Below are 21,106 nucleotides of genomic sequence, written 5' to 3' on the forward strand. Positions count from 1 at the left end.
TCCTGGGAAAATGGATTCCAGGCCTTCATTGCAAACCCCAGACCAACCTAATCGAACTTGTAGCTGATCGCTGTTTGCACCTGGCCCTGGTTCACGTCGCCGGTCTGCCGGACGATGCTGCTGTCCGCTGCCGAACCCACCAGATGCACCCAGCTCGCGCTGGTCAACAACGACCATTTGGCAGCCAGGGGAAACTCGAAGCTCTGCGTCAGCGTCACGTTCTGGAAACCGCCGCTGGCGTTGTAGGGACGAAAGCCAGTGGCGGCGGCCTCGTTGTCATCCACGCCAAAAAACGTGTTGGTCTGGCGTGCATCGGCAAAATGCGCCACCAGCCCGCTGCTGCCGATGATCCCGCCACCCAGCGGGTAGCCCAGTTCGCCGCCCAGTTTGCCGAGGGCGCCACTCTGCGAATGCCCACCGCCCACGGCTTGCCCCAATTGCGCGTAGACCCGCCAGAAATCAGCTGGGGCGTACTGGACGAAGCCACCTACCTCGGCCATGTCCGACACATTGCGCAGGCCCTGCAGATCGCCATTGGACGTGCGCCCCGACAGGTAATTGATATAGGGGCCGGCGGTAAAGCCGTGGGTGTTGAGCGCACTCCAGGTCAAACCGTCATCGGTGCTCAGGCTGACGCTGCCCCAGTCCAGGTCCAGGTAGGGCACGGGGCGGGTTTCGTAGCGGCTGGCGGTGGGGTCATGGGGCTGATAACTGAGGCCTGCGCCCACTTCACCGGTGATGCCTTCGGCCAGGGCAGCATTTGAAAAGCTCCACAGGCCAAGCAAACCGGCGAATGCAGCGCATGTGATCCTGTACATGGTCACGGTTCCTTGATTGATTACGTGCGCATGAACGCGCGAAGGGCCAGCTTCACGCAAGCACTCATCTTGTTTGTAGCAAGCTACAAAAATTGTAGCTTGGAAGACACATTTCGCCTTCGATACGCGCCAAAGCCCCGGCCCTGCTGGGTGATGGCCAGTTGGCACAGTCCCTGCTCTACCTCTGGTGCAAGCGCACACAGCGCGCTCCTCCAAGGTAAACAACGATGATCCAGTGGCATATCGTGTGTGACTTCGACGGGACCATTACCCCCACCGATGTCATCGACAACGTCCTCCAACGCTTCGCCGGCCCCGAATGGGAAACCATCGAACAGGAATGGCTGGATGGGCATATCGGTTCACGCGAATGCCTGAGCCGCCAACTGGCGCTGATCAAGGCCACACCTTCCGAATTGCTCGCGTACTTCGACAGCGTCGAAATCGACCCGGACTTCCCCGACTTCGTCGACCACGTCATGGGACTGGGCGCGACCATCGAAGTGGTCAGCGACGGCATCGAGCAGGGCATCGCCCGCATCCTGTCGCGCAACTACGTGACCTTGCTGCCGATCCTGGCCAACCGCCTGCGCCAGGTCGACCAGAACAGCTGGCGCATCGACTTCCCGTATTCCAGCGACGCGTGCCGTGCCGCTTCCGGCAACTGCAAGTGCAAGTCCACCCCACGCAACAAGCGCGTGCTGGTGATCGGCGACGGCAAGTCCGACATGTGCGTGGCCTCCACCGCTGACTTCGTGTTCGCCAAGGGCAGCCTCGCCAAGTACTGCGAAGCCAACAACATTCCTCACGCACGCTTCGACACCTTTGCCGAGCTGCCTGCATTGCTGGCCCGACTGCCTCAGGGCATCGCCGCCAACGCCACCACCTTTACTGCTGCTGACAACCAGGAACTCTTCCACCATGTCTGATATCCGTATCGCTACCGCCGAAGACCAGATCCTTCTGGACAAAGAAGCCAAGTATTGCTCCTACGGCGACACCGTTCACTACATCGAGCCGCCGCGTATTTTCAGCCGTTGCGAAGGCTCCTACGTGTGGGACACCGAAGACCAGGCCTACCTCGACCTGCAAATGTGGTACTCGGCGGTCAACTTCGGCTACGCCAACCCGCGCCTGAACAACGCGTTGAAACAACAGATCGACACGCTGCCGCAAATCGCCAGCCAGTACCTGCACAAGGGCAAGATCGAGCTGTCGGAAATGATCGCGGTCGACGCCAAGAAGAAATTCGGCCTCGACGGTCGCGTGCACTTCAACGTCGGCGGTTCGCAGTCCATCGAAGACTCCCTGAAAGTGGTGCGTAACGCCACCAACGGCAAGAGCCTGATGTTCGCCTTCGAGGGCGGCTACCACGGGCGCACCCTGGGTGCTTCGTCGATCACCTCCAGCTACCGCTACCGTCGTCGCTACGGCCACTTCGGCGAGCGCGCGCAGTTCATCCCGTTCCCGTACCACTTCCGTGGCCCCAAAGGCATGACCAAGGAAGAATACGGCAGCCACTGCGTGCAGCAATTCGCCCGCCTGTTCGAGACTGAATACAACGGCGTGTGGGACCCGAAGGTCGGTTCCAGCGAATACGCCGCGTTCTACGTCGAGCCGATCCAGGGCACCGGCGGCTACGTGATCCCGCCGATGAACTTCTATCGCGAATTGAAGCACGTGCTGGATCAGCACGGCATCCTGATGGTCTCCGACGAGATCCAGATGGGCTTCTACCGCACCGGCAAACTGTGGTCGATCGAACACTTCGATGTACAGCCGGACGTGATCGTGTTCGGCAAGGCGCTGACCAACGGCCTCAACCCCCTGGGCGGCATCTGGGCCCGTGAAGAGTTGATCAACCCGAAGATCTTCCCGCCAGGTTCGACCCACTCCACCTTCGCCTCCAACCCATTGGGTACGGCGGTAGGCCTGGAAATGTTCAAGATGACCAACGAAGTCGACTACGGCGCGATGGTCATGGCCAAGGGCAAGTTCTTCCTCGAAGGCCTGCAGGACCTGCAGAAACGTTTCCCGATCATCGGCGACGTCGACGGCCTGGGCCTGGCCCTGCGCTGCGAAATCTGCGGGCCGGATGGCTTCACCCCGGACAAGGCGACCCTGGACTACATGGTTGAAGAAGGCATGAAGGGCGACATGGTGGTGGATGGCCAGAAACTCGGCCTGATCCTCGACGTGGGCGGTTACTACAAGAACGTGATCACCCTGGCACCGTCCCTGGAAATCAGCTACCCGGAAATCGAGCTGGGCCTGAAGCTGCTGGAGCAACTGCTGGTGCGGGCGACCAACCGGTGAACAGCGTCGGGATCGACCTCGGTGAAGGTGATGCCGGTTTCGTTCTCGGTGACGGTCCGGTCGGGATCCTGTTGATCCACGGCCTGACCGGCACCCCGACGGAGTTGCGCCAGGTCGCCAAGGGCCTGGCCAAGGTGGGCAATTGCACGGTGTACGTGCCCACCCTGGCCGGGCACTGCGGTGACAACAGCGACCTGCAGGCCACGGGCTGGCTGGACTGGTACGAAGGGGTGCGCAAGACCTTCGTGCAGGTTCGCCAGCGTCACGAGCAGGTGTTTGTCGGTGGCTTGTCGATGGGCGCGGTGATGTCGATGTACGTCGCCGCCGAACACCCGGGGCAAGTCGCCGGGCTGCTGATGTATTCCACCACCTTGAAGTACGACGGCTGGAGCATCAACAAGCTGGCGTTCCTTACGCCGTTGCTGATGAAAATCCCGTTCGGCGTGCACATCTGCCGCTTCGAAGAGAAGCCGCCGTACGGCATCAAGAACGAACGCCTGCGCGGCATTGTCGAGCGGCAGATGAAGGAAGGCGAAAGCAGCGAAGCGGGCTTGCTGACCATGGAGGGCATCACCGTGCGCGAGCTGCACCGGATGAACGCCGTGGTCAAGAAACGCATGCCGAAGATCAACGTACCGGCGCTGGTGTTGCACTCCATCGAGGACGACATCACCAGCCGCTGGAACGCGGACTACGTGGAACGCCACCTGGGCGGGCCGGTGACCAAGATCCTGCTGGACAACTGCTACCACATGATCACCGTCGACCTGCAATACCGCCGGGTGATCGAGTTGAGTGCGGAGTTCGTCGAACAACACACCACTTCTGTAGGAGCGGGCTTGCCCGCGAAAATCGTCAACGATAACGCGTACAGCCTGGCTTGACACGGTGTCTGTGGGTTCTTCGCGAGCAAGCTCGTTCCTACAGGGACGCGAGCGAAAAGGAAACGATGTGATCACCGCCCAAGCCTTCCCGACCATCCGGGCTATCCAGCGCAGTGCCTGGAACGATTGTTTCCCGGGTGCGCTGGAGGACTGGGACTATTACGTCGCCGTGGAAAACGCCGCCATCGATGATTTCCAGTGGCGTTATCTCGCGGTTTATCAAGATGGAACGCTGGTGGCCGTAGCTGCCGCGTTCATCACGCATTATCGCCTCGACACCACGGTGTCGGGCGCCGGCAAGCGCTTGACCGAGCGTGTCGAGCGGCTGTGGCCGGGGCTTTTGCAATTGGGGCTGTATGCCCTCGGATCGCCCGTGGCCGAGCGCTGCGACGTGGGTTTCGCCAGCAGCGTGCCGGATGCCCAGCGTCCGCTGTTGCTCAAGCACTTGCTGGAGGCCGCACGCCAGGATGCCGATGATTTCGGCATCGGCCTGGTGGCGGTCAAGGATGCGCCGAGCAAAGACCCGCACTGGCTCCAGAGCTGCCGCGCGGCGGGCTTCCAGAGCATGCCGAGCTTGCCCACTGGCGTGTTGCCATTGCCGTACGGTTCGGTGGATGCCTACCTGGGTTCGCTGGGCAAATCCACGCGCAAGGACCTGCGTCGCAAGCTGCGTGCGCCGGGGCCGCGGGTGGAGTGGCGGCGCAATATCGACGACGTGCTGCCCGAGGTCATGCGCCTGTACGAAGCCACGCTCACGCGCGCCGAGTTGCAGTTCGAACGGCTGCCCGCCGGTTACTTCACCGGCGTACTCGAACGCCTGGATGAGCGCGCGATCTGTGTTCTTTACTGGGTGGACGAGCAACTGGTGGCGTTCAACCTGATCCTGGTCGACGAACACCGCCTGGTGGACAAGTTTTTCGGGCATGACGTGGCGTTTACCCGCGACTACAACCTGTACTTCCGCAGCTGGCTGACCAATGTCGACTACTGTATTCAACACAATATTGCGGTGTATGAGTGCGGGCAGGCCGGGTATGCCAGTAAGCTGCGCCTGGGCTGCGAGTTTCAGGGCAACAGTGTGTTTTTCCGTCACCGCAACCGGCTGGTCAACGGCCTGCTCAAGCTTGTAAAACTGTTTATTCGACCGGACCGTTCCGACCCTGCCATGGCTGCTGCGATAAGCGAAACCTGATGATCACCAAGACCCGCCAGAAAGCCCGCCCCTTTGCCATTTCGCGCTGGAGCGTCCAGCGCAAGCTGGTGCTGGCGTTCTGGTTGGTCAGCGTGATCCCTACCATGATCGCGGCCGAGCTGGCCGCGACCACGCTGTCGCAGATCTTCGACAGCAACGTGCGCATCTGGCTGCAGGAGTCGACCAAGATCGTCAAGGACGAGATCGGCGACATCCTTCACGACAACGCGCGCATGGCCAAACTGTTCCTGCGCTACACCAGCCCGCCGTCGAGCCGCCAAGCCGCCAAGCACGACCGGCTGACCGCCGACATTGCCGACGCGACCGATATCGACGTGGTCGCGCTGATTCGCGCCAGCGACCACAAAGTGGAGTTCAGCACTGCCTCCGATGACATCGTCAAACAGATCAATCTGACCAGTAATGCGGTATTACAGACGGTGCAGGTGGCCGGTGTGAGCACCGGCCTGGTGGTGTCGACCTTCGAGACCAGCCGTGACGGTATCGATTACATTTTGCTGGTTGCCACCTACCTGGACAGCAGTTTCCTCACTAGCGTGGCCGATGTGCACTCCCTCGACCTGCGCCTGTACCTGGCCAACCCCGACGGTTTCTCCGAGATATTCTCGACCCAGCGTTTCGTGGATCACCCCTCGCGCATCCCCAAGAGCGTCGAAACGGCGATGCGCAGCACCCGCCAGCCGAGCGAGCAGTTCACCAATAACTACAGCGGGCTGTACTGGCCGATCTTCAATGATGCGGGAGATTTGCAGGGCGTGATTTTCAGCGGCCTGTTGCGCCACACCAGCCTGGTCGGGCTGGTCAACCAGAGCAACCTTTTCCTGCTTATCTTCCTGCTCAGCTCGGCCCTGTCGCTGGCGGCGGGGGTGCTGGTGTCGCGGCGCCTGACCAAGCCGCTGCGGGACCTGTCCCAGGGCGTGGACGCAGTGATCTCGGGTAACTACGAACACCGTGTGCTGGTCAGCGGCGGCGATGAGCTCGCCCAGTTGAGCAGCACCTTCAACCACATGACCGAGCGCCTGGGCGAGTTGCATCACCTTGAAGCCCAGTTGCGCCGACGCGATCGCCTGCACGCCCTCGGCGAAGTCGCCATGGGCCTGGCCCACGAGATCCGCAACCCGCTGGGCATCATCAAGACGGCCACGCAGCTGTTGCACCGGCGTGCCGATCTGGCGGAAACCGACAAGCGCCATCTGGAATACGTGGTCAGTGAGGTCAGCCGCATCAACGACCTGATCACCGAGTTCCTCGACTTCGCCAAGCCCAACCCGCCGCTGCGGGTGTTGCAACCGGCGCGTGCGCTGGTGGATGAGATCCTCGGCTTCTGCGCGCCGGAGTTGGCCACCCACGCGATCGATGCCCGTGTCGATGACCAGGCACCGGGAGCGACTCTCTACGCCGACGCCAAGCAACTCAAGCAGGCGTGCCTCAACCTGATTCTCAACGCCATCGACGCGATGCCCGAAGGCGGGCGCCTGACCCTGGGCATTCGCACAGTGGGCGACAACACGGTGATCAGCATCGCCGACACCGGCCAGGGTATCCCGGCGGATATGCTTGAACGTATCTTCACCCCATTCGTCACCACCAAGGCCTCGGGCACCGGCCTGGGCCTGGCCAAAGTCTATTCGATCATGGAAAGTCACGACGGCAGCATCGAATGCGCCAGTGAGAAAGATGCCGGCGCCACCTTCAGCCTGTACATTCCGGCGATTGGCGAAGACGACGAGGACAGTCATGACGCATAACATTCTGGTAGTCGATGATGAACCCAAGCTCTGCGACCTGCTGGCGTCGGCCCTGGGCCAGAACGGTGTGCAGGTGTTCATCGCCGGCAACGGCCTGCACGCGCTCAAGGTGCTGGAGCAGGAAGACATCGACCTGGTGATCAGCGACTGGCGCATGCCCGGCATGGACGGGCCGGCGCTGCTGGCCGAGATCAAGGTGCGCTACCCCCACGTACCGGTGATCGTGATGACCGCCTACAGCACCGTGAAAAACGCCGTGCAGTCGATGCGCAACGGTGCCTACGACTACATCGCCAAGCCGTTCGATATCGACGAACTGGACATCACCGTGGCCAAGGCCCTGCAGTTTCGCGACATCATGCGCGACAACGCGCGCCTGCGTGCCGAACTGGACGAACACGCGCAGTTCGACAGCCTGGTGGGCGACAGCCCGGCGTTTCGCAAAGTGCTGCAAGCGGTGGACTCGGTGCGCGACAGCAGCGCCACCATCCTGCTCACCGGCGAAAGCGGCACCGGCAAGGAAATGGTGGCCCGCGCCATCCACAAACACGGCAGCCGTGCCGACCAACCGTTCGTGGCGGTCAACTGTGCAGCGATCCCGGAAGGCCTGCTGGAAAGCGAAATGTTCGGCCATCGCAAAGGCGCGTTTACCGGTGCCGTGGCCGACCGGGTAGGGCGCTTCCAGCAGGCTGACAAGGGCACGTTGTTTCTCGACGAAGTGGGCGACATGCCGTTGGCGTTGCAGGCGAAGATCCTGCGCGCATTGCAGGAGCGGGTGATCGAGCCGGTGGGCGACCCCCGCGAGCGCAAGGTGGACGTGCGGGTGATTGCCGCCACCAACAAGAATCTGCTGGATGCGGTGGCCAACAAAGAGTTTCGCGAAGACCTGTATTACCGCCTCAACGTGTTCCCGATCCCGTTGCCGGCCTTGCGTGAGCGGGTGGAAGATATCGCACCGTTGGCCCGCCACTTCGCCCAGACCCTGAGCGCCACCGCCGGCAAACGTATCACCGGCTTCAGCCCGGAGGCCTTGCAGGCCATGGCGGCGTATCACTGGCCGGGCAATATCCGTGAACTGCAGAACTGCGTCGAACGCGCGACCATCGTCGCGGCGTCACCGGTAATCGAGGACATCGACCTGCCGGGTTACCTGTTTGCGTCCAAGCCAAGCGAGGGCGGTGTGACCGCCATCCTCAGCGACGGGCCGGGCATTCCCCAGGACCTGGACGCGGCGCTGGCGGAGGTGGAGAAGGCCTATATCCTGGCGGCGTTGCAGGAGAGCAATGGGGTGCAGGCGGCGGCAGCGGCGAAGATCGGGATTTCCGAGCGCAGCTTTTGGTATCGCCTGAAGAAGCTGGGTATCCAGGTCGACAAGATCGTCCGCTGACACACCGAGGTTCAAATGTGGGAGGGGGCTTGCCCCCGATTGCAGTGGGTCAGACAGCTTTTCTGTCTCTGATACACCGCCATCGGGGGCAAGCCCCCTCCCACAGTTTTGACCGTGTTGGGTCAGGTGTGGACGCGTACCCAGATGCTCACCAATACCGTTGCCGCCATCAACCACGCCACCGCCGCCACGGCCAGTGACGCCTCCAACCGCATCCGATCCACCATCACATACAAGGTCGCCAGGTACACGAAGTACGGAATGATCGACCACATCCCGAACAGGATCGTGGTCTTCAAATCGTCTACCGAGCGCCCCTTGCCGACGATGTAGTGGGCGATCAACGCAAAGGTCGGAAACAGCGGCACCAGGCCTGCGATGTAATAGTTCTTGGTCTTGGCCAGCGCCGCCAGGATCAGCACCACTGCCGCGCCGAGGGCTGCCTTCAAGAGTAAGTCCATCAGTGGCTCAACCCGTATTTCTTGACCTTGTCGAACAGCGTGGTCTTGGCCATTCCCAGTTCCTGGCTGGCCTGGGTCAGGTTGCCGCCGCTGCGTTGCAGTGCATCGTTGAGCAGGTTGCGTTCGAAGGCTTCTACCGCTTCGGTGAAGGCCAGGCCCTGGCCGCCGCTGCTGGCGCCGCTTTTCTTGAAGGCGGGCAGGCCGAGGGCGAAGCGTTCGGCGACGTTGCGCAGTTCACGCACGTTGCCCGGCCAGTCGTGGCTCATCAGGCTGGACAGGGTCTGGTTGTCCAGCTCCGGCGCGGTGCGGTCGAAGCGCAGGGATGACTGCTGCAGGAAGTGTTCGAACAGTTGCAGGATGTCTTCGCGTCGCTCGCGCAGGGGCGGCAGTTCCAGGGTGACCACGTTGAGGCGGTAATACAGGTCGCTGCGGAACTGGTTGGCGCGGCTCAGTTCGTCGAGGTCGGACTTGGTGGCGGCGATCACCCGGCAGTCCACCGCCACGCTCTGGTTCGACCCCAGGCGTTCCAGGGTGCGTTCCTGCAATACCCGCAACAGCTTGATCTGCAGGTTGATCGGCATGCTTTCCACTTCATCGAGGAACAGCGTGCCTTCGTGGGCGTGTTCGATCTTGCCGATGCGGCGCTTGCCGGCACCGGTGAAGGCGTTGGCTTCGTGGCCGAAAATCTCGCTTTCGAAGAGGTTCTCCGGCAGGCCGCCGCAGTTCAGGGCGACGAACTGGTGGGCGTGACGCCGGCTGAAATCATGCAGGCAGCGCGCGACCAGTTCCTTGCCGGTGCCGGTCTCGCCTTCGATCAGCACGTTGGCCGAGGTGTCGGCGACGTTGGCGATCAGCTCGCGCAGGTTCTGCATGGCCGGCGAACGGCCGATGATGCGACCTTCCAACGAATCGCGCTCGGCCAATTGCCGACGCAGCGACCAGACTTCCCGCGCCAGCCCGCGCTGCTCCAGGGCGCGGCGCGCCACGTCGACCAGGCGTTCGGGGGAGAAGGGTTTCTCCATGAAGTCATAGGCGCCGTTGCGCATCGCGCCGACCGCCATGGAAATATCGCCATGCCCGGTGATCAGCACCACCGGCAGGCTTTTATCCAGGGCCTTGAGGCGGGTGAGCAGCTCCAGGCCGTCGATGCCCGGCAGGCGGATATCGCTGATCACAATACCGGCGAAGTTTTCGCCGATGCGCTTCAAGGCTTCTTCGGCACTGCCCACGCCGACGCTGGGAATATCTTCCAGGGCCAGGGCTTGCTGGCAGCCGAGCAGCACGTGAGGGTCGTCTTCGACGATCAGCACGGTGAGGTCTTCTTTAAGGGCTGTAGCGTCTGTATTCATGTCGACTCAGCTTGTTGAGTGCCCGCCAGCGGCAGGCACAAGACAAAGGCCGTTCCACCACTGGCCGGGTGTTCCACGGCGAGGTTGCCGCCGGTGGCCGCCGCGAGGCTGGCAGACAGCGTCAGGCCCAGGCCCAGGCCTTGCTCGCCGGGCTTGGTGGTGAAGAACGGTTCGAACAAATGCTTGCGCGCCTCGGGGTCGATGCCGTGGCCATTGTCGCGCACTAGCAGGCGGTATTTGCCGTCGTTGCTGCTGCCTTCCAGCCACAATTGCGGGGCCGGTTGGGCTTGCATAGCGTCGAGGGCATTGCCGATCAGGTTGACCAGGATCTGTTCCAGGCGTGTCTGGTCGATTTGCAGTTGGGCGTGGGAAAAGTCGCGGTGCAGCGTCAGCGGCAGGCTGTCCAGGCGTGCGCCGAGCACTTGGAACGCGGCGTCTACCGCTTTGGCCAGGCTGGCTTCGCCCTGATCGTCTCCGCGCCGGGCGAAGGAGCGCAGGCTGGCGGTGATACGGCCCATGCGATCGATCAGTTCATTGATGGTCTTGAGATTGGCGCTGGCGGTGTCCAGCGCACCGCGCTCCAGGAAGCGCACGGTATTGCCGGACAAGGTGCGCAGCGCGGCCAGTGGCTGGTTCAATTCGTGGGCGATGCTGGTGGACATCTGGCCGATGGCCGCCAGTTTGCCGGCCTGCACCAGTTCATCCTGGGCACGGCGCAGGGTTTCTTCGGCCTGGCGCCGCTCGCGGATCTGGCCCTTGAGGCGTTCGTTGCTGGCGCGCAGGTCGGCGGTGCGTTCGGCAATCCGTCGTTCCAGTTGGCTGTTGGCTTCCTGCAGGGCTTCCCGTGCCGCGAGGCGAGTGGCGATGACTTTGCGCCGTTCGTTCCAGGCAATCAGCAAAAATGCCACCAGGCCAAACGCAACGGCCACCAGGATGCCCTGGTTGATCGCGGCGCGGCGCAGGTCGTTGAGCGGGGTGAGCAGGGTGAAATTCCACGGCGTGTCATTGAGCGGGCGGGTTTGCGCCAGGTAGCTGACTTCGTGCTCGTCGTTGACCACTTCGCTGTTGGCCGGGAAGGTCAGTTTTTCGGTGCCTTCGTTGAGGCGCTCGCGGGCCAGGGGTTCCAACTCGTTCAGCGTCGCCCAGTAATATTGCAGGCTGTGGGCCAGGCGGTCCTTGGTGTCATCGCTCAGTGGGCGCACGGCCTTGAGGCGGCGGGCCGGGTCGCTGGAGAGGATGATGATGCCGTTCTCATCGCTCACGAACGCTTCGAGGCGTGCGCGTTGCCAGCGTTCTTCCAGGGCTTCAAGGCGTACCTTGACCACGGCGACGCCGATGATCTTGCCATGCTCTTCCAGGCCGTGGGCCAGGTAGTAGCCGGGTTCGCCGTTGGTGCTGCCGATGCCGTAGAAACGGCCAGGCTGTCCCCGCACGGCGTTCTGGAAATAGGCGCGGAAGGACAGGTCTTCCCCCTGGTAACTGTCGGCATCGCGCCAGTTACTGGTGGCCAGCACGCGGCCGGTGGTGTCCATCACGTAGATGGCCCGGCTGCGACTGCGTCGGTTCAGACCTTCGAGGTAATCGTTGACGGTCTTGCGGGTTCCCTGGTTCGGGTCGGCCAGCAGCGTGGAGACGCTGGACTCCAGCTCCAACAGGCTGGGCAGGTAGGTGTATTTGCTCAGTTCGCTTTCGACGGTGCGTGCATGCAGCTCCAACTGGCGTTCGCCGGTGTCGCTGAGGGTGCGGATGCCATAGTACTCACTGACCCAGAAGCCGATGAAACCCAGGCCGATCATCAGGGCGATGATCAGGGGCGGCAGGAACAGTTGGCGGATCAGACGTGGTTTCACGGCAAGTGATGGCGGTGCGGCGCGAAATTGGTTGGGGTCGCATTTCATCACAGATGCCTTGGGTCAACCAGAGCTTACCGGCCTGCGCGGACCAATGTGGGAGCGGCCTTGCTCGCGAAGGCGGTGGGTCAATGAAGAATCTATCGACTGACACTACGCCTTCGCGAGCAAGCCCGCTCCCACACAAGCCCACTGTCACATGGGCCCGGTTTCTACAGTGGAAGCTATGTAGTGCTTAGTGCTGCAGGATTTTCTCAAGGAAGTGCTGCGCGCGTTCGGAGCGGGCGCTGATGTCGCCGAAGAACTCTTCTTTCGGGCAGTCTTCGATGATCTTGCCGGCGTCCATGAAGATCACGCGGTCAGCCACTTTGCGGGCGAAGCCCATTTCGTGGGTCACGCACATCATGGTCATGCCTTCGTGGGCCAGTTGCACCATCACGTCGAGCACTTCGTTGACCATTTCCGGGTCGAGCGCCGAGGTCGGTTCGTCGAACAGCATGACGATCGGGTCCATGGCCAGGGCGCGGGCAATCGCCACACGTTGTTGCTGGCCGCCGGAGAGCTGGCCAGGGTGCTTGTGCGCATGCGCCGACAGGCCGACGCGCTCGAGCAGTTGCAGGCCTTTCTTGGTGGCCTCTTCCTTGCTGCGGCCGAGTACCTTGATCTGCGCGATGGTCAGGTTTTCGGTGATGGTCAGGTGCGGGAACAGCTCGAAGTGCTGGAACACCATGCCGACGCGCGAGCGCAGTTGCGGCAGGTTGGTCTTCGGGTCGGCAATGGAAGTGCCGTCGACCACGATGTCGCCCTTCTGGAACGGTTCCAGCGCGTTGACGCACTTGATCAGGGTGGACTTACCCGAGCCGGACGGCCCGCACACCACGATCACTTCGCCTTTTTTAACCTCGGTGCTGCAATCGGTCAGCACCTGGAAGTCGCCATACCACTTGTTGATGTTCTTGATAGAGATCATACGGCAAACCTTTTTTGCAGACGCTTGACCAGCAGCGAGGCGGAAAAGCTGATGATGAAGTAGACGACACCGGCGAAGATCAGGAACTCATTGGAGCGGCCGATGATGTCGCCGTTGGAGCGGGCGGAGTTGAGGAAGTCCACCAGGCCCACGGTGTAGACCAGCGAGGTGTCCTGGAACAGGATGATCGACTGTTGCAGCAGCAACGGGGTCATCTTACGGAACGCCTGGGGCAGGATGATCAGGCGCATGGTCTGGCCGTAGGTCATGCCCATGGCCTGTGCCGCCGCCATCTGGCCCTTGGGGATCGACTGCACGCCGGCCCGCACGATTTCACAGAAGTACGCGGCTTCGAACATCATGAAGGCCACGACACAGGAGGTGAACGCACCGATCGGGGTGTCTTCGCCGGTGATCCAGCGCAATACGAACGGCACCGCCAGGTAGAACCAGGTGATCACCAGCAGCAGCGGGATCGAGCGGAAGTAGTTCACATAAGCGCCGGCGACACGCGACAGCAGTTTGCTGGACGACAGGCGCATCAGCGCCAGAACCGTACCCAGCGCGATACCGCCGACCACACCCATGACCATCAGCTGCAGGGTCATGACCATGCCGTTCCACAGGCCCGGGATGGCGGGGATGATGCCGCTGAAATCGAAGTCCATTATTTACCCCCCACGGAGATCAGGCCGGGCACTGCGACTTTCTTCTCGACCACGCGCATCAGCAACATCAGGCTCATGTTCAGGGTGAAGTAGATCAGCGTGGCCAGGGTGAAGGCTTCAAACAGGTTGGCCGAGAACTCGGCGGTCTGCTTGGTTTGCGCCAGCAGTTCCATCAGGCCGATCAAGGACGCCACGGAGGAGTTCTTGAAGACGTTGAGGAATTCCGAGGTAAGCGGCGGAATGATGATCCGGTAGGCCTGGGGCAGCAGCACGTTCCAGTAGATCTGCGGCAGCTTGAAGCCCATGGCGCGTGCAGCGGATTCCTGGCCACGTGGCAGCGCCTGGATGCCGGTACGCACTTGTTCGCACACACGGGCAGCGGTGAACAGGCCCAGGCACACGACAACGCTCAGGTAGGCCGAGGTGGTCGGGTTGAGGTCCTGTTTGTACCAGTCCTGCAGGTTCTGCGGCAGCATGTCGGGTACCAGGAAGTACCAGATGAACAGCTGAACCAGCAGCGGCACGTTACGAAACAGTTCCACGTAGCAGGTCGCGATGCCCGATACGATGCGGTTTGGCACGGTGCGCATGACGCCCAGAATGGACCCCAGCAGCAAGGCGATAATCCATGCCACGACAGCGATGGCGATGGTCCAGCCCAAGCCGGCGATGTACCAGTCGAGATAAGTCTCGCTGCCCACGCCAGTGGACTTGAAGAACACGCCCCAGTCCCAGTTGTAATTCATTAGGGTCTCCCCTCGAAATCGATCGATGTACAAGCACCCGCTTGGGGAAGATCCTTTCCCGCCCGGCAGTGAACGCCAGGCACACGCGATCGGCTCGAAAACCGCCAGGTCGAGTGTTCCACAATAAAGCCAGCAGGTAGTAACAGACGCCTGAGGGAGGTTGGCTCCCTCAGGAGATAAGCTTAGTCAGGTATCAGATTTTTACGTCAGGGGCTGGTTTGTCGCTTGGGTTGGCGATCAGCTCCTTCACCTTGTCGCTCATCGGGAAGTTCAGGTTCAGGCCTTTTGGGGGGATCGGGCTCTCGAACCATTTGCTGTAGATCTTGTTGATTTCGCCGGATTTGTACAGGGCAACGATGGCGTCATCGACAGCTTTCTTGAAGTCAGGATCGCCTTTGCGAACCATGCACGCGTAGGCTTCGAAGGACTGTGGAGTACCGGTGATGACCCAGTCGTCCGGCTTCTTGGCCTTGGCTTCTTCACCGGCCAGCAGGGCGTCGTCCATCATGAACGCAACGGCGCGGCCGCTTTCCAGCATTTGGAAGGATTCGCCGTGGTCTTTGGCGGAGATGACGTTCATGCCCATCTGCTTGTCGGCGTTCATCGCCTTGATGATGCGCTCGGACGTGGTGCCAGCGGTGGTCACGACGTTCTTGCCTTTCAGGTCGGCAAAGTCAGCGTAGGACGGCTTGCCGTCCTTGTCTTTCTTGACCAGCAGGCGGGTGCCGATTTCGAAGATGTTGACGGTGAAATCAACTTGCTGGGCGCGTTCGGCGTTGTTGGTGGTGGAACCGCACTCGAGGTCCGCGGTGCCGTTCTGGATCAGCGGAATACGGGTTTGCGAAGTCACCAGGTTGTACTTGGCCTTCAGGTCGGGCTTGTTCAGGTCTTTTTTCAGGGCTTCAACGATAGCCAGCTGAATGTCGTGGGAGTAGCCCACAGGTTTGCCCGAACCATCCGCGATGTAGGAAAACGGAATGGAGCTGTCGCGATGAGCGAGGGTGATGGTGCCGGAGTCGTTGATTTTCTTCAGTGTGCCGGTGAGTTCGGCGGCGAAAACTGGAGTGCTGATCAGAGCAGCAGCGATAGCTGCGCCCAGGATATGGGGAACGATGCGCATCAATACTTCCTCGACATTTGTTTTTTTTATGAAGCCGGCTAAACGGCTCTCTTGTACAGCGAATGCCCGTGACGGCTCCTGAGGCGTCTCAGGCAATCGTCAGGGAGTGTAGAGCATGAGTCGTGCCATACCTCGAATAAAAGGTTATCTATTTGATTTATAAGGGTATTAAATTTTTGTTTCGAAGAATTTATCACGCCGTGATCCGGCAATCCGAATAGGCTGTGGTGTGGCGTTCGGAAAACCGAATAGGGGGTGTGGGATTTTTCTTGCATAAAAAAGCCCCTGGACCTTTCGGTGCAGGGGCTTTTCAAGGCGACCTGATCAGGCCGCTTCAATCTTTGCACGGGTTTGCTCGACCTTGGACAGGTAACGTTGCACGTTGTCCTGTTCTTCCTGGGTGGTGAACAAGCCGAGCTTGGTACGGCGCCACAGCACGTCGTGGGGCTGGGTCGCCCACTCTTCGGCGCACAGGTAATCGACTTCGCGGGTGTACAGGCCGCCACCCAGATGGTCGCCCAGGTCGGCCAGCGACTGCACACCTTCGAGCAGTCGCCAGGTGCGGCTGCCGTAAGTGGTGGACCAACGGCGGGCGATCTCGCTCGGTATCCAGTCGAACTTGCTGCGAATCGCTTCGGCCAGGGCTTCTGGCGTCGTCATGTTTTCACCGCCCGGCAGGCTGGCGGTGGCGGTCCAGCTTGGGCGCATCTGGGTAAAGTAGGGTGCCAGTTGCGCCATCGCCGACTCAGCGAGTTTGCGATACGTGGTCAGCTTGCCGCCGAACACCGACAGGATCGGCGCTTCGCCCGTGCCGCCGGACAGTGCCAGGGTGTAGTCGCGGGTGATGGCCGACGGGTTGTCCGACTCGTCGTTGCACAGCGGGCGCACGCCGGAGTAGGTGTGCACGATGTCATCGCGGCTCAGTTGTTTCTTGAAGTGCGCGTTGACCACTTTCAGCATGTAGTCGGTTTCACCTTCGGTGATCGCGACTTTTGCCGGGTCGCCGGTGTATTCGCGGTCGGTGGTGCCGATGATGGTCAGGTGGTTCAGGTACGGAATCGTGAAGACGATGCGCTGGTCTTCGTTCTGCAGGATGTGCGCGTGGGCGCCTTCGTACAGTTTCGGCACGATCAGGTGGCTGCCCTGGATCAGACGGATGCCGTAGGGTGAATCCAGCTTCAGGTCGTCCTTGATGAACTTGGCGACCCACGGGCCGGCAGCATTCACCAGGGCGCGGGCACGGATCGAGAACAGGCTGCCGTCGGCGCGTTCCATGTTCATTTCCCACATGCCGTTGCTGCGGTGTGCGCTGATGCAGCGGGTCTGGGTGTGAATGTGCGCGCCTTTTTCGCGGGCGGCCATGGCGTTGAGCACCACGAGGCGGGCGTCATCGACCCAGCAGTCGGAGTATTCGAAGCCTCTGGTGATTTCGCTTTTCAGTGGGCTGTCGGCGCCGAACTTGAGGCTTTTCGAACCGGCCAGTTTTTCGCGCTTGCCCAGGTGGTCGTACAGGAACAGGCCGGCACGGATCATCCACGCCGGACGCAGGTGCGGGCGGTGCGGCAGTACGAAGCGCATCTGCTTGACGATGTGGGGGGCCTTGGCCAGCAACACTTCACGTTCGGCCAGGGCTTCGCGCACCAGGCGGAATTCGTAATGTTCGAGGTAGCGCAGGCCGCCGTGGATCAGCTTGCTGCTGGCGGAGGAGGTGTGGCTGGCCAGGTCGTCCTTTTCGCAAAGGAATACCGACAAACCGCGCCCGGCTGCGTCTGCTGCAATGCCGACGCCATTGATCCCGCCACCGATAACGGCAACGTCATAGACTTCGGCGAGCGGTGGGGCAGGCAAGGTAGAAGGGTTCATCGGCTGGCCTCGCGATCTTTTTTCGTATTGGAATTCGAACATAAATGTTCATTTGCGAAAATGGTAGCGGATAAACGCGCGCGCAGCCACCTGACTTCGATTGAAAAAACTCATCGAAGGGCGGAGAAAGGAAAATTTTTGAACATGAGCCAGTGCTGGCTGGAGAAATGGGTGGTCAGGTAAATAGCTATCGGGGGCGAGCCCCCTCCCACAGGTTGATGGCATTCCAATGTGGGAGGGGGCTTGCCCCCGATGGCGTCAGTGCAGGCGCTACACCACTTCCAGACGAACCTTGTGGTCATTGAGCAACTGCACCAACGCCGGCACCGGCTGCTGATCCGTCACCAGGCAGTCCACCAAACTGATCGGCCCCAGGCGAATCATGGCATTGCGCCCAAACTTGCTGGAGTCCGCCGCCAGGATCACCTGGCGTGCATTGGCGATGATCGCCTGGGAAACCCGCACTTCCTGGTAATCAAAGTCCAGCAGGCTGCCGTCTTCATCGATACCGCTGATGCCTACCAGGGCAAAGTCGACCTTGAACTGGTTGATGAAATCGACACTTGCCTGACCGACCACCCCCCCGTCACGCCGCACATTACCGCCGGTCAGCAACACATCGAAGTCGTCCTTGGCACTGAGCATGGTGGCGACGTTGAGGTTGTTGGTGATGATTTTCAGATGGTTGTGGTTGAGCAACGCACGGGCGATGGATTCGGTGGTGGTGCCGATATTGATAAACAACGAGGCGTGATCGGGGATCTGCGCGGCGATGGCTTCGCCGATGCGCTGTTTCTCGTCGCGCATCTGGTCGGCACGCATGGCGTACGCGGTGTTTTCGACACTGGAGTCATAGGCCGCGCCGCCGTGGTAGCGGCGCAGCAGATTGGCGTCCGCCAGCTGGTTGATATCGCGGCGGATGGTTTGCGGGGTAACAACGAAGAGCTGCGCCATTTCCTCGATACTGACGTAGCCGCGTTCGCGGACCAGCTCGAGGATTTGTTGTTGGCGGGGAGGCAGATTCATGGGGCGTCCTTTGGGCTGCCATACAAAAGTGGCCCATGATGACGCAGGAATCCGCTCCCTGCCAGTTACAACCCGACGTTGGCTTATTCAGCGCCTTCGTGCGGCTCCCAGTCACGGGTGCGGCTGACCGCTTTTTGCCAGCCGGCGTAGAGTTTTTCCTTGGCGGCTTCGTCCAGTTGCGGTTCGAATTCACGCTCGATCACCGCCTTGCCGCGCAGCTCGTCCAGGCTGCCCCAGAAGCCGCACGCCAGGCCGGCCAGGTAGGCCGCGCCCAACGCAGTGGTTTCGCGCATTTGTGGGCGCTCGACCTGGGTGCCGAGGATATCGGCCTGGAACTGCATCAGGAAGTTGTTGGCCACCGCGCCGCCGTCCACGCGCAGGGCCTTGAGGCGTTCGCCCGAGTCCTGTTGCATGGCATCGAGCACGTCGCGGGTCTGGTAGGCAATCGACTCCAGGGCCGCACGAATGATGTGATCCACGCGTACGCCACGGGTCAGGCCAAACAGTGCGCCACGGGCATACGGGTCCCAGTACGGTGCGCCCAGACCGGTAAACGCGGGCACCAGGTACACACCGTTGCTGTCCTTGACCTTGCCGGCGAAGTATTCGGTGTCGTGGGCATCGTTGATGATTTTCAGCTCATCCCGCAGCCATTGTACGGTGGAGCCCCCGTTGAATACGGCGCCTTCCAGGGCGTAGGCCACTTCGCCGCGCGGGCCGCAGGCGATGGTGGTGAGCATGCCGTGTTTGGACTTCACCGCCTTGTCGCCGGTGTTCATCAGCAGGAAGCAGCCAGTGCCGTAGGTATTCTTGGCCTGGCCGGCTTCGACGCACATCTGGCCGAACAGGGCGGCCTGTTGGTCGCCGGCAATACCGCCGATGGCGATGCCGCTTTTGGTACGGCCGTAGATTTCCGAGGAAGACTTCACTTCCGGCAGCATTTCGCGCGGCACGTCGAGGATCTCCAGCATCTTCGCATCCCACTCCAGGGTGTGGATGTTGAAGAGCATGGTGCGCGAGGCGTTGGTGTAGTCGGTGACGTGGGTCTTGCCGCCGGTAAATTTCCAGATCAGCCAGCTGTCGACGGTGCCGAACAGCAGTTCGCCGTTGCGCGCACGCTCGCGGCTGCCTTCGACGTTGTCGAGGATCCACTTGAGCTTGGTGCCGGAGAAGTACGGGTCGGTGACCAGGCCGGTAGTGTCGCCGATGTATTGCTCGTGACCGTCGCGCTTGAGCTGCTGGCAGATCTCGGTGCTGCGGCGGCACTGCCAGACGATCGCGTTGTAGATCGGGCGACCGGTGACTTTGTCCCACACCACGGTGGTTTCACGCTGGTTGGTGATACCGATGGCGGCGACCTGGTCATGGTGCAGGCCGGCCTGGGCCAGGGCCTCGACCATTACCGCGCTCTGGGTGGCGAAGATCTCCATCGGGTCATGCTCGACCCAACCCGCTTGCGGGTAATGCTGGGCGAACTCGCGCTGGGCGGTGCACACCACGTTGGCGTCACGATCGAAGATGATCGCCCGGGAACTGGTGGTGCCTTGGTCAAGGGCGATGATGTAGTTCTTATTCTGAATATCGGTCATGTCGAATGCCTTGGAAAATAAGAAAGTCGGTAATCAGCCTGGGCCGCAAAAAGGGCAGGTGCGTCCAGGCTGGCGCTATCAGGAAATACGGGTCTTGCCGTTGACAGCCGTGTCAGGTGTTTCTTCTATAGCAGGTGCGGCGCTCGGCAGGTGGCGGGCAATCAGCCCGCGATAGGCCGCGGCGCCGAGGCATGCGCCGACAATCGGCGCGAAAATCGGTACGAGGAAGTAAGGAATATCGCGGCCGCCAGTGAAGGCCATTTCACCCCAACCGGCAAAAAACGTCATCAGCTTGGGTCCGAAATCCCGCGCCGGGTTCATCGCAAAGCCGGTCAAAGGGCCCATGGCGCTGCCGATCACCGCGATCAGCAGGCCGATCAGCAGCGGCGCCAACGGGCCGCGTGGCAGGCCGTTGTTGTCATCGGTGAGGGCCATGATCACGCCCATCAGGATGGCGGTGATGACCATCTCCACCAGGAACGCCTGGGCGGTGCTCAGCAGCGCATGGGGGTAGGTGGAGAACACCGACGCCAACTCCAGGCTGGCCTGGGAGCCGCGCACCATATGGTGGGTTTGTTCGTAATCGAAAAACAGGTTGCTGTAGAGCGTGTACACCAAGGCTGCCGAGCAGAAGGCGCCGGCGATCTGGGCAAGAATGTAGAAGGGCAGTTTGCGCTTGTCGAAGTCAGCGAAAATACACAGCGCGATGCTGACGGCCGGGTTGAGGTGGGCTCCGGAAATACCGGCGCTCAGGTAGATCGCCATGCTGACGCCGACCCCCCAGATGATACTGATCTCCCACAAGCCAAAGCTGGCACCCGCGACCTTGAGCGCAGCGACACATCCTGTACCGAAGAAGATCAGAAGCGCAGTCCCCAGGAATTCGGCCATGCATTGGCTCGAAAGTGAAGGCTGTTGAAGAGCAGTTGTCATGGAAAACCTCAGTTGTTGTTCTTGTCTGGCGCACAACCTCAACGGGTTGTTGCGCGATTTTCACCGTGGCAGGGATCCCCATCCCGGACGCGGCTTACTGCTTGAACGCTGCGGGACTATTCCTACAGTATTCGGAAACGAAAAAATATAGACAAGAATGACGGC

The 21,106-nt window shown here is 61.3% G+C and carries 18 protein-coding genes; 6 read left to right on the forward strand and 12 right to left on the reverse strand.

Annotated elements, in window-relative coordinates:
- Positions 1–47 precede the first annotated feature (47 nt).
- Complete coding sequence (locus BLR69_RS27320; RefSeq protein ID WP_071492693.1) at positions 48–818, reverse strand: MipA/OmpV family protein; 771 nt, start codon at positions 816–818, stop codon at positions 48–50.
- A 227-nt stretch (positions 819–1,045) separates the two neighbouring features.
- Here BLR69_RS27320 and BLR69_RS27325 point away from each other — a divergent pair, with 227 nt between their 5' ends.
- From BLR69_RS27325 to BLR69_RS27350, 6 genes are all read left to right on the forward strand, one after another.
- Complete coding sequence (locus BLR69_RS27325; protein WP_071492692.1) at positions 1,046–1,747, forward strand: MtnX-like HAD-IB family phosphatase; 702 nt, start codon at positions 1,046–1,048, stop codon at positions 1,745–1,747.
- Complete coding sequence (locus BLR69_RS27330) at positions 1,740–3,134, forward strand: aspartate aminotransferase family protein (RefSeq protein ID WP_016977483.1); 1,395 nt, start codon at positions 1,740–1,742, stop codon at positions 3,132–3,134. Before BLR69_RS27325 ends, BLR69_RS27330 begins: the two co-directional genes overlap by 8 nt.
- Positions 3,131–4,018: an alpha/beta hydrolase gene (locus BLR69_RS27335; protein ID WP_071492691.1), complete on the forward strand. Its 888-nt coding sequence runs from the start codon at positions 3,131–3,133 to the stop codon at positions 4,016–4,018. The genes BLR69_RS27330 and BLR69_RS27335 overlap by 4 nt, the downstream gene beginning before the upstream one ends.
- Before the next feature lie 67 nt (positions 4,019–4,085).
- Positions 4,086–5,210, forward strand: coding sequence for a GNAT family N-acetyltransferase (locus BLR69_RS27340; protein ID WP_071492690.1), 1,125 nt, complete (start codon positions 4,086–4,088; stop codon positions 5,208–5,210).
- Positions 5,210–6,979, forward strand: coding sequence for a sensor histidine kinase (locus BLR69_RS27345; RefSeq protein ID WP_071492689.1), 1,770 nt, complete (start codon positions 5,210–5,212; stop codon positions 6,977–6,979). Before BLR69_RS27340 ends, BLR69_RS27345 begins: the two co-directional genes overlap by 1 nt.
- On the forward strand, positions 6,969–8,366 hold the full coding sequence (locus tag BLR69_RS27350; protein ID WP_071492688.1) for a sigma-54-dependent transcriptional regulator: 1,398 nt from the start codon (positions 6,969–6,971) through the stop codon (positions 8,364–8,366). Before BLR69_RS27345 ends, BLR69_RS27350 begins: the two co-directional genes overlap by 11 nt.
- Before the next feature lie 122 nt (positions 8,367–8,488).
- Here the strand turns inward: BLR69_RS27350 and BLR69_RS27355 are convergent, their stop codons facing one another.
- From BLR69_RS27355 to BLR69_RS27405, 11 genes are all read right to left on the reverse strand, one after another.
- Positions 8,489–8,827 (reverse strand): GlpM family protein, encoded by a 339-nt coding sequence (locus BLR69_RS27355; RefSeq protein ID WP_071488700.1) that lies wholly within the window; start codon positions 8,825–8,827, stop codon positions 8,489–8,491.
- Positions 8,827–10,176, reverse strand: a complete 1,350-nt coding sequence (gene aauR / locus BLR69_RS27360; RefSeq protein ID WP_071492687.1) for a two-component response regulator AauR — start codon at positions 10,174–10,176, stop codon at positions 8,827–8,829. Before aauR ends, BLR69_RS27355 begins: the two co-directional genes overlap by 1 nt.
- Positions 10,173–12,074, reverse strand: coding sequence for a two-component sensor histidine kinase AauS (gene aauS / locus BLR69_RS27365; protein ID WP_071492686.1), 1,902 nt, complete (start codon positions 12,072–12,074; stop codon positions 10,173–10,175). The genes aauR and aauS overlap by 4 nt, the downstream gene beginning before the upstream one ends.
- A 187-nt stretch (positions 12,075–12,261) precedes the next feature.
- A complete protein-coding gene (locus BLR69_RS27370; RefSeq protein ID WP_025856887.1) occupies positions 12,262–12,996 on the reverse strand; it encodes an amino acid ABC transporter ATP-binding protein in 735 nt (244 codons plus the stop codon).
- Positions 12,993–13,664 carry an amino acid ABC transporter permease gene (locus BLR69_RS27375; RefSeq protein WP_010212763.1) on the reverse strand — a complete coding sequence of 224 codons (672 nt, stop codon included), beginning with the start codon at positions 13,662–13,664 and terminating at the stop codon, positions 12,993–12,995. The genes BLR69_RS27370 and BLR69_RS27375 overlap by 4 nt, the downstream gene beginning before the upstream one ends.
- Positions 13,664–14,410: an amino acid ABC transporter permease gene (locus BLR69_RS27380; protein WP_025856885.1), complete on the reverse strand. Its 747-nt coding sequence runs from the start codon at positions 14,408–14,410 to the stop codon at positions 13,664–13,666. The genes BLR69_RS27375 and BLR69_RS27380 overlap by 1 nt, the downstream gene beginning before the upstream one ends.
- A gap of 193 nt (positions 14,411–14,603) precedes the next feature.
- Positions 14,604–15,530 carry a glutamate/aspartate ABC transporter substrate-binding protein gene (locus BLR69_RS27385; RefSeq protein ID WP_058423787.1) on the reverse strand — a complete coding sequence of 309 codons (927 nt, stop codon included), beginning with the start codon at positions 15,528–15,530 and terminating at the stop codon, positions 14,604–14,606.
- Between the two features lie 324 nt (positions 15,531–15,854).
- Entirely contained in the window at positions 15,855–17,393 is a 1,539-nt protein-coding gene (gene glpD / locus BLR69_RS27390; RefSeq protein WP_071492718.1) for a glycerol-3-phosphate dehydrogenase, read from the reverse strand.
- Between the two features lie 270 nt (positions 17,394–17,663).
- The gene (locus BLR69_RS27395; RefSeq protein WP_034118315.1) at positions 17,664–18,419 is read right to left on the reverse strand and encodes a DeoR/GlpR family transcriptional regulator; all 756 of its coding nucleotides are present in this window, start codon (positions 18,417–18,419) and stop codon (positions 17,664–17,666) included.
- Between the two features lie 83 nt (positions 18,420–18,502).
- Positions 18,503–20,008 carry a glycerol kinase GlpK gene (gene glpK, locus BLR69_RS27400; RefSeq protein WP_071488708.1) on the reverse strand — a complete coding sequence of 502 codons (1,506 nt, stop codon included), beginning with the start codon at positions 20,006–20,008 and terminating at the stop codon, positions 18,503–18,505.
- A 78-nt stretch (positions 20,009–20,086) separates the two neighbouring features.
- The gene (locus tag BLR69_RS27405; protein WP_071492685.1) at positions 20,087–20,941 is read right to left on the reverse strand and encodes an MIP/aquaporin family protein; all 855 of its coding nucleotides are present in this window, start codon (positions 20,939–20,941) and stop codon (positions 20,087–20,089) included.
- Positions 20,942–21,106 lie beyond the last annotated feature (165 nt).

Origin of the sequence: Pseudomonas azotoformans, from assembly GCF_900103345.1 — a bacterium.
Classification (GTDB): Bacteria; Pseudomonadota; Gammaproteobacteria; order Pseudomonadales; family Pseudomonadaceae; genus Aquipseudomonas; species Aquipseudomonas azotoformans.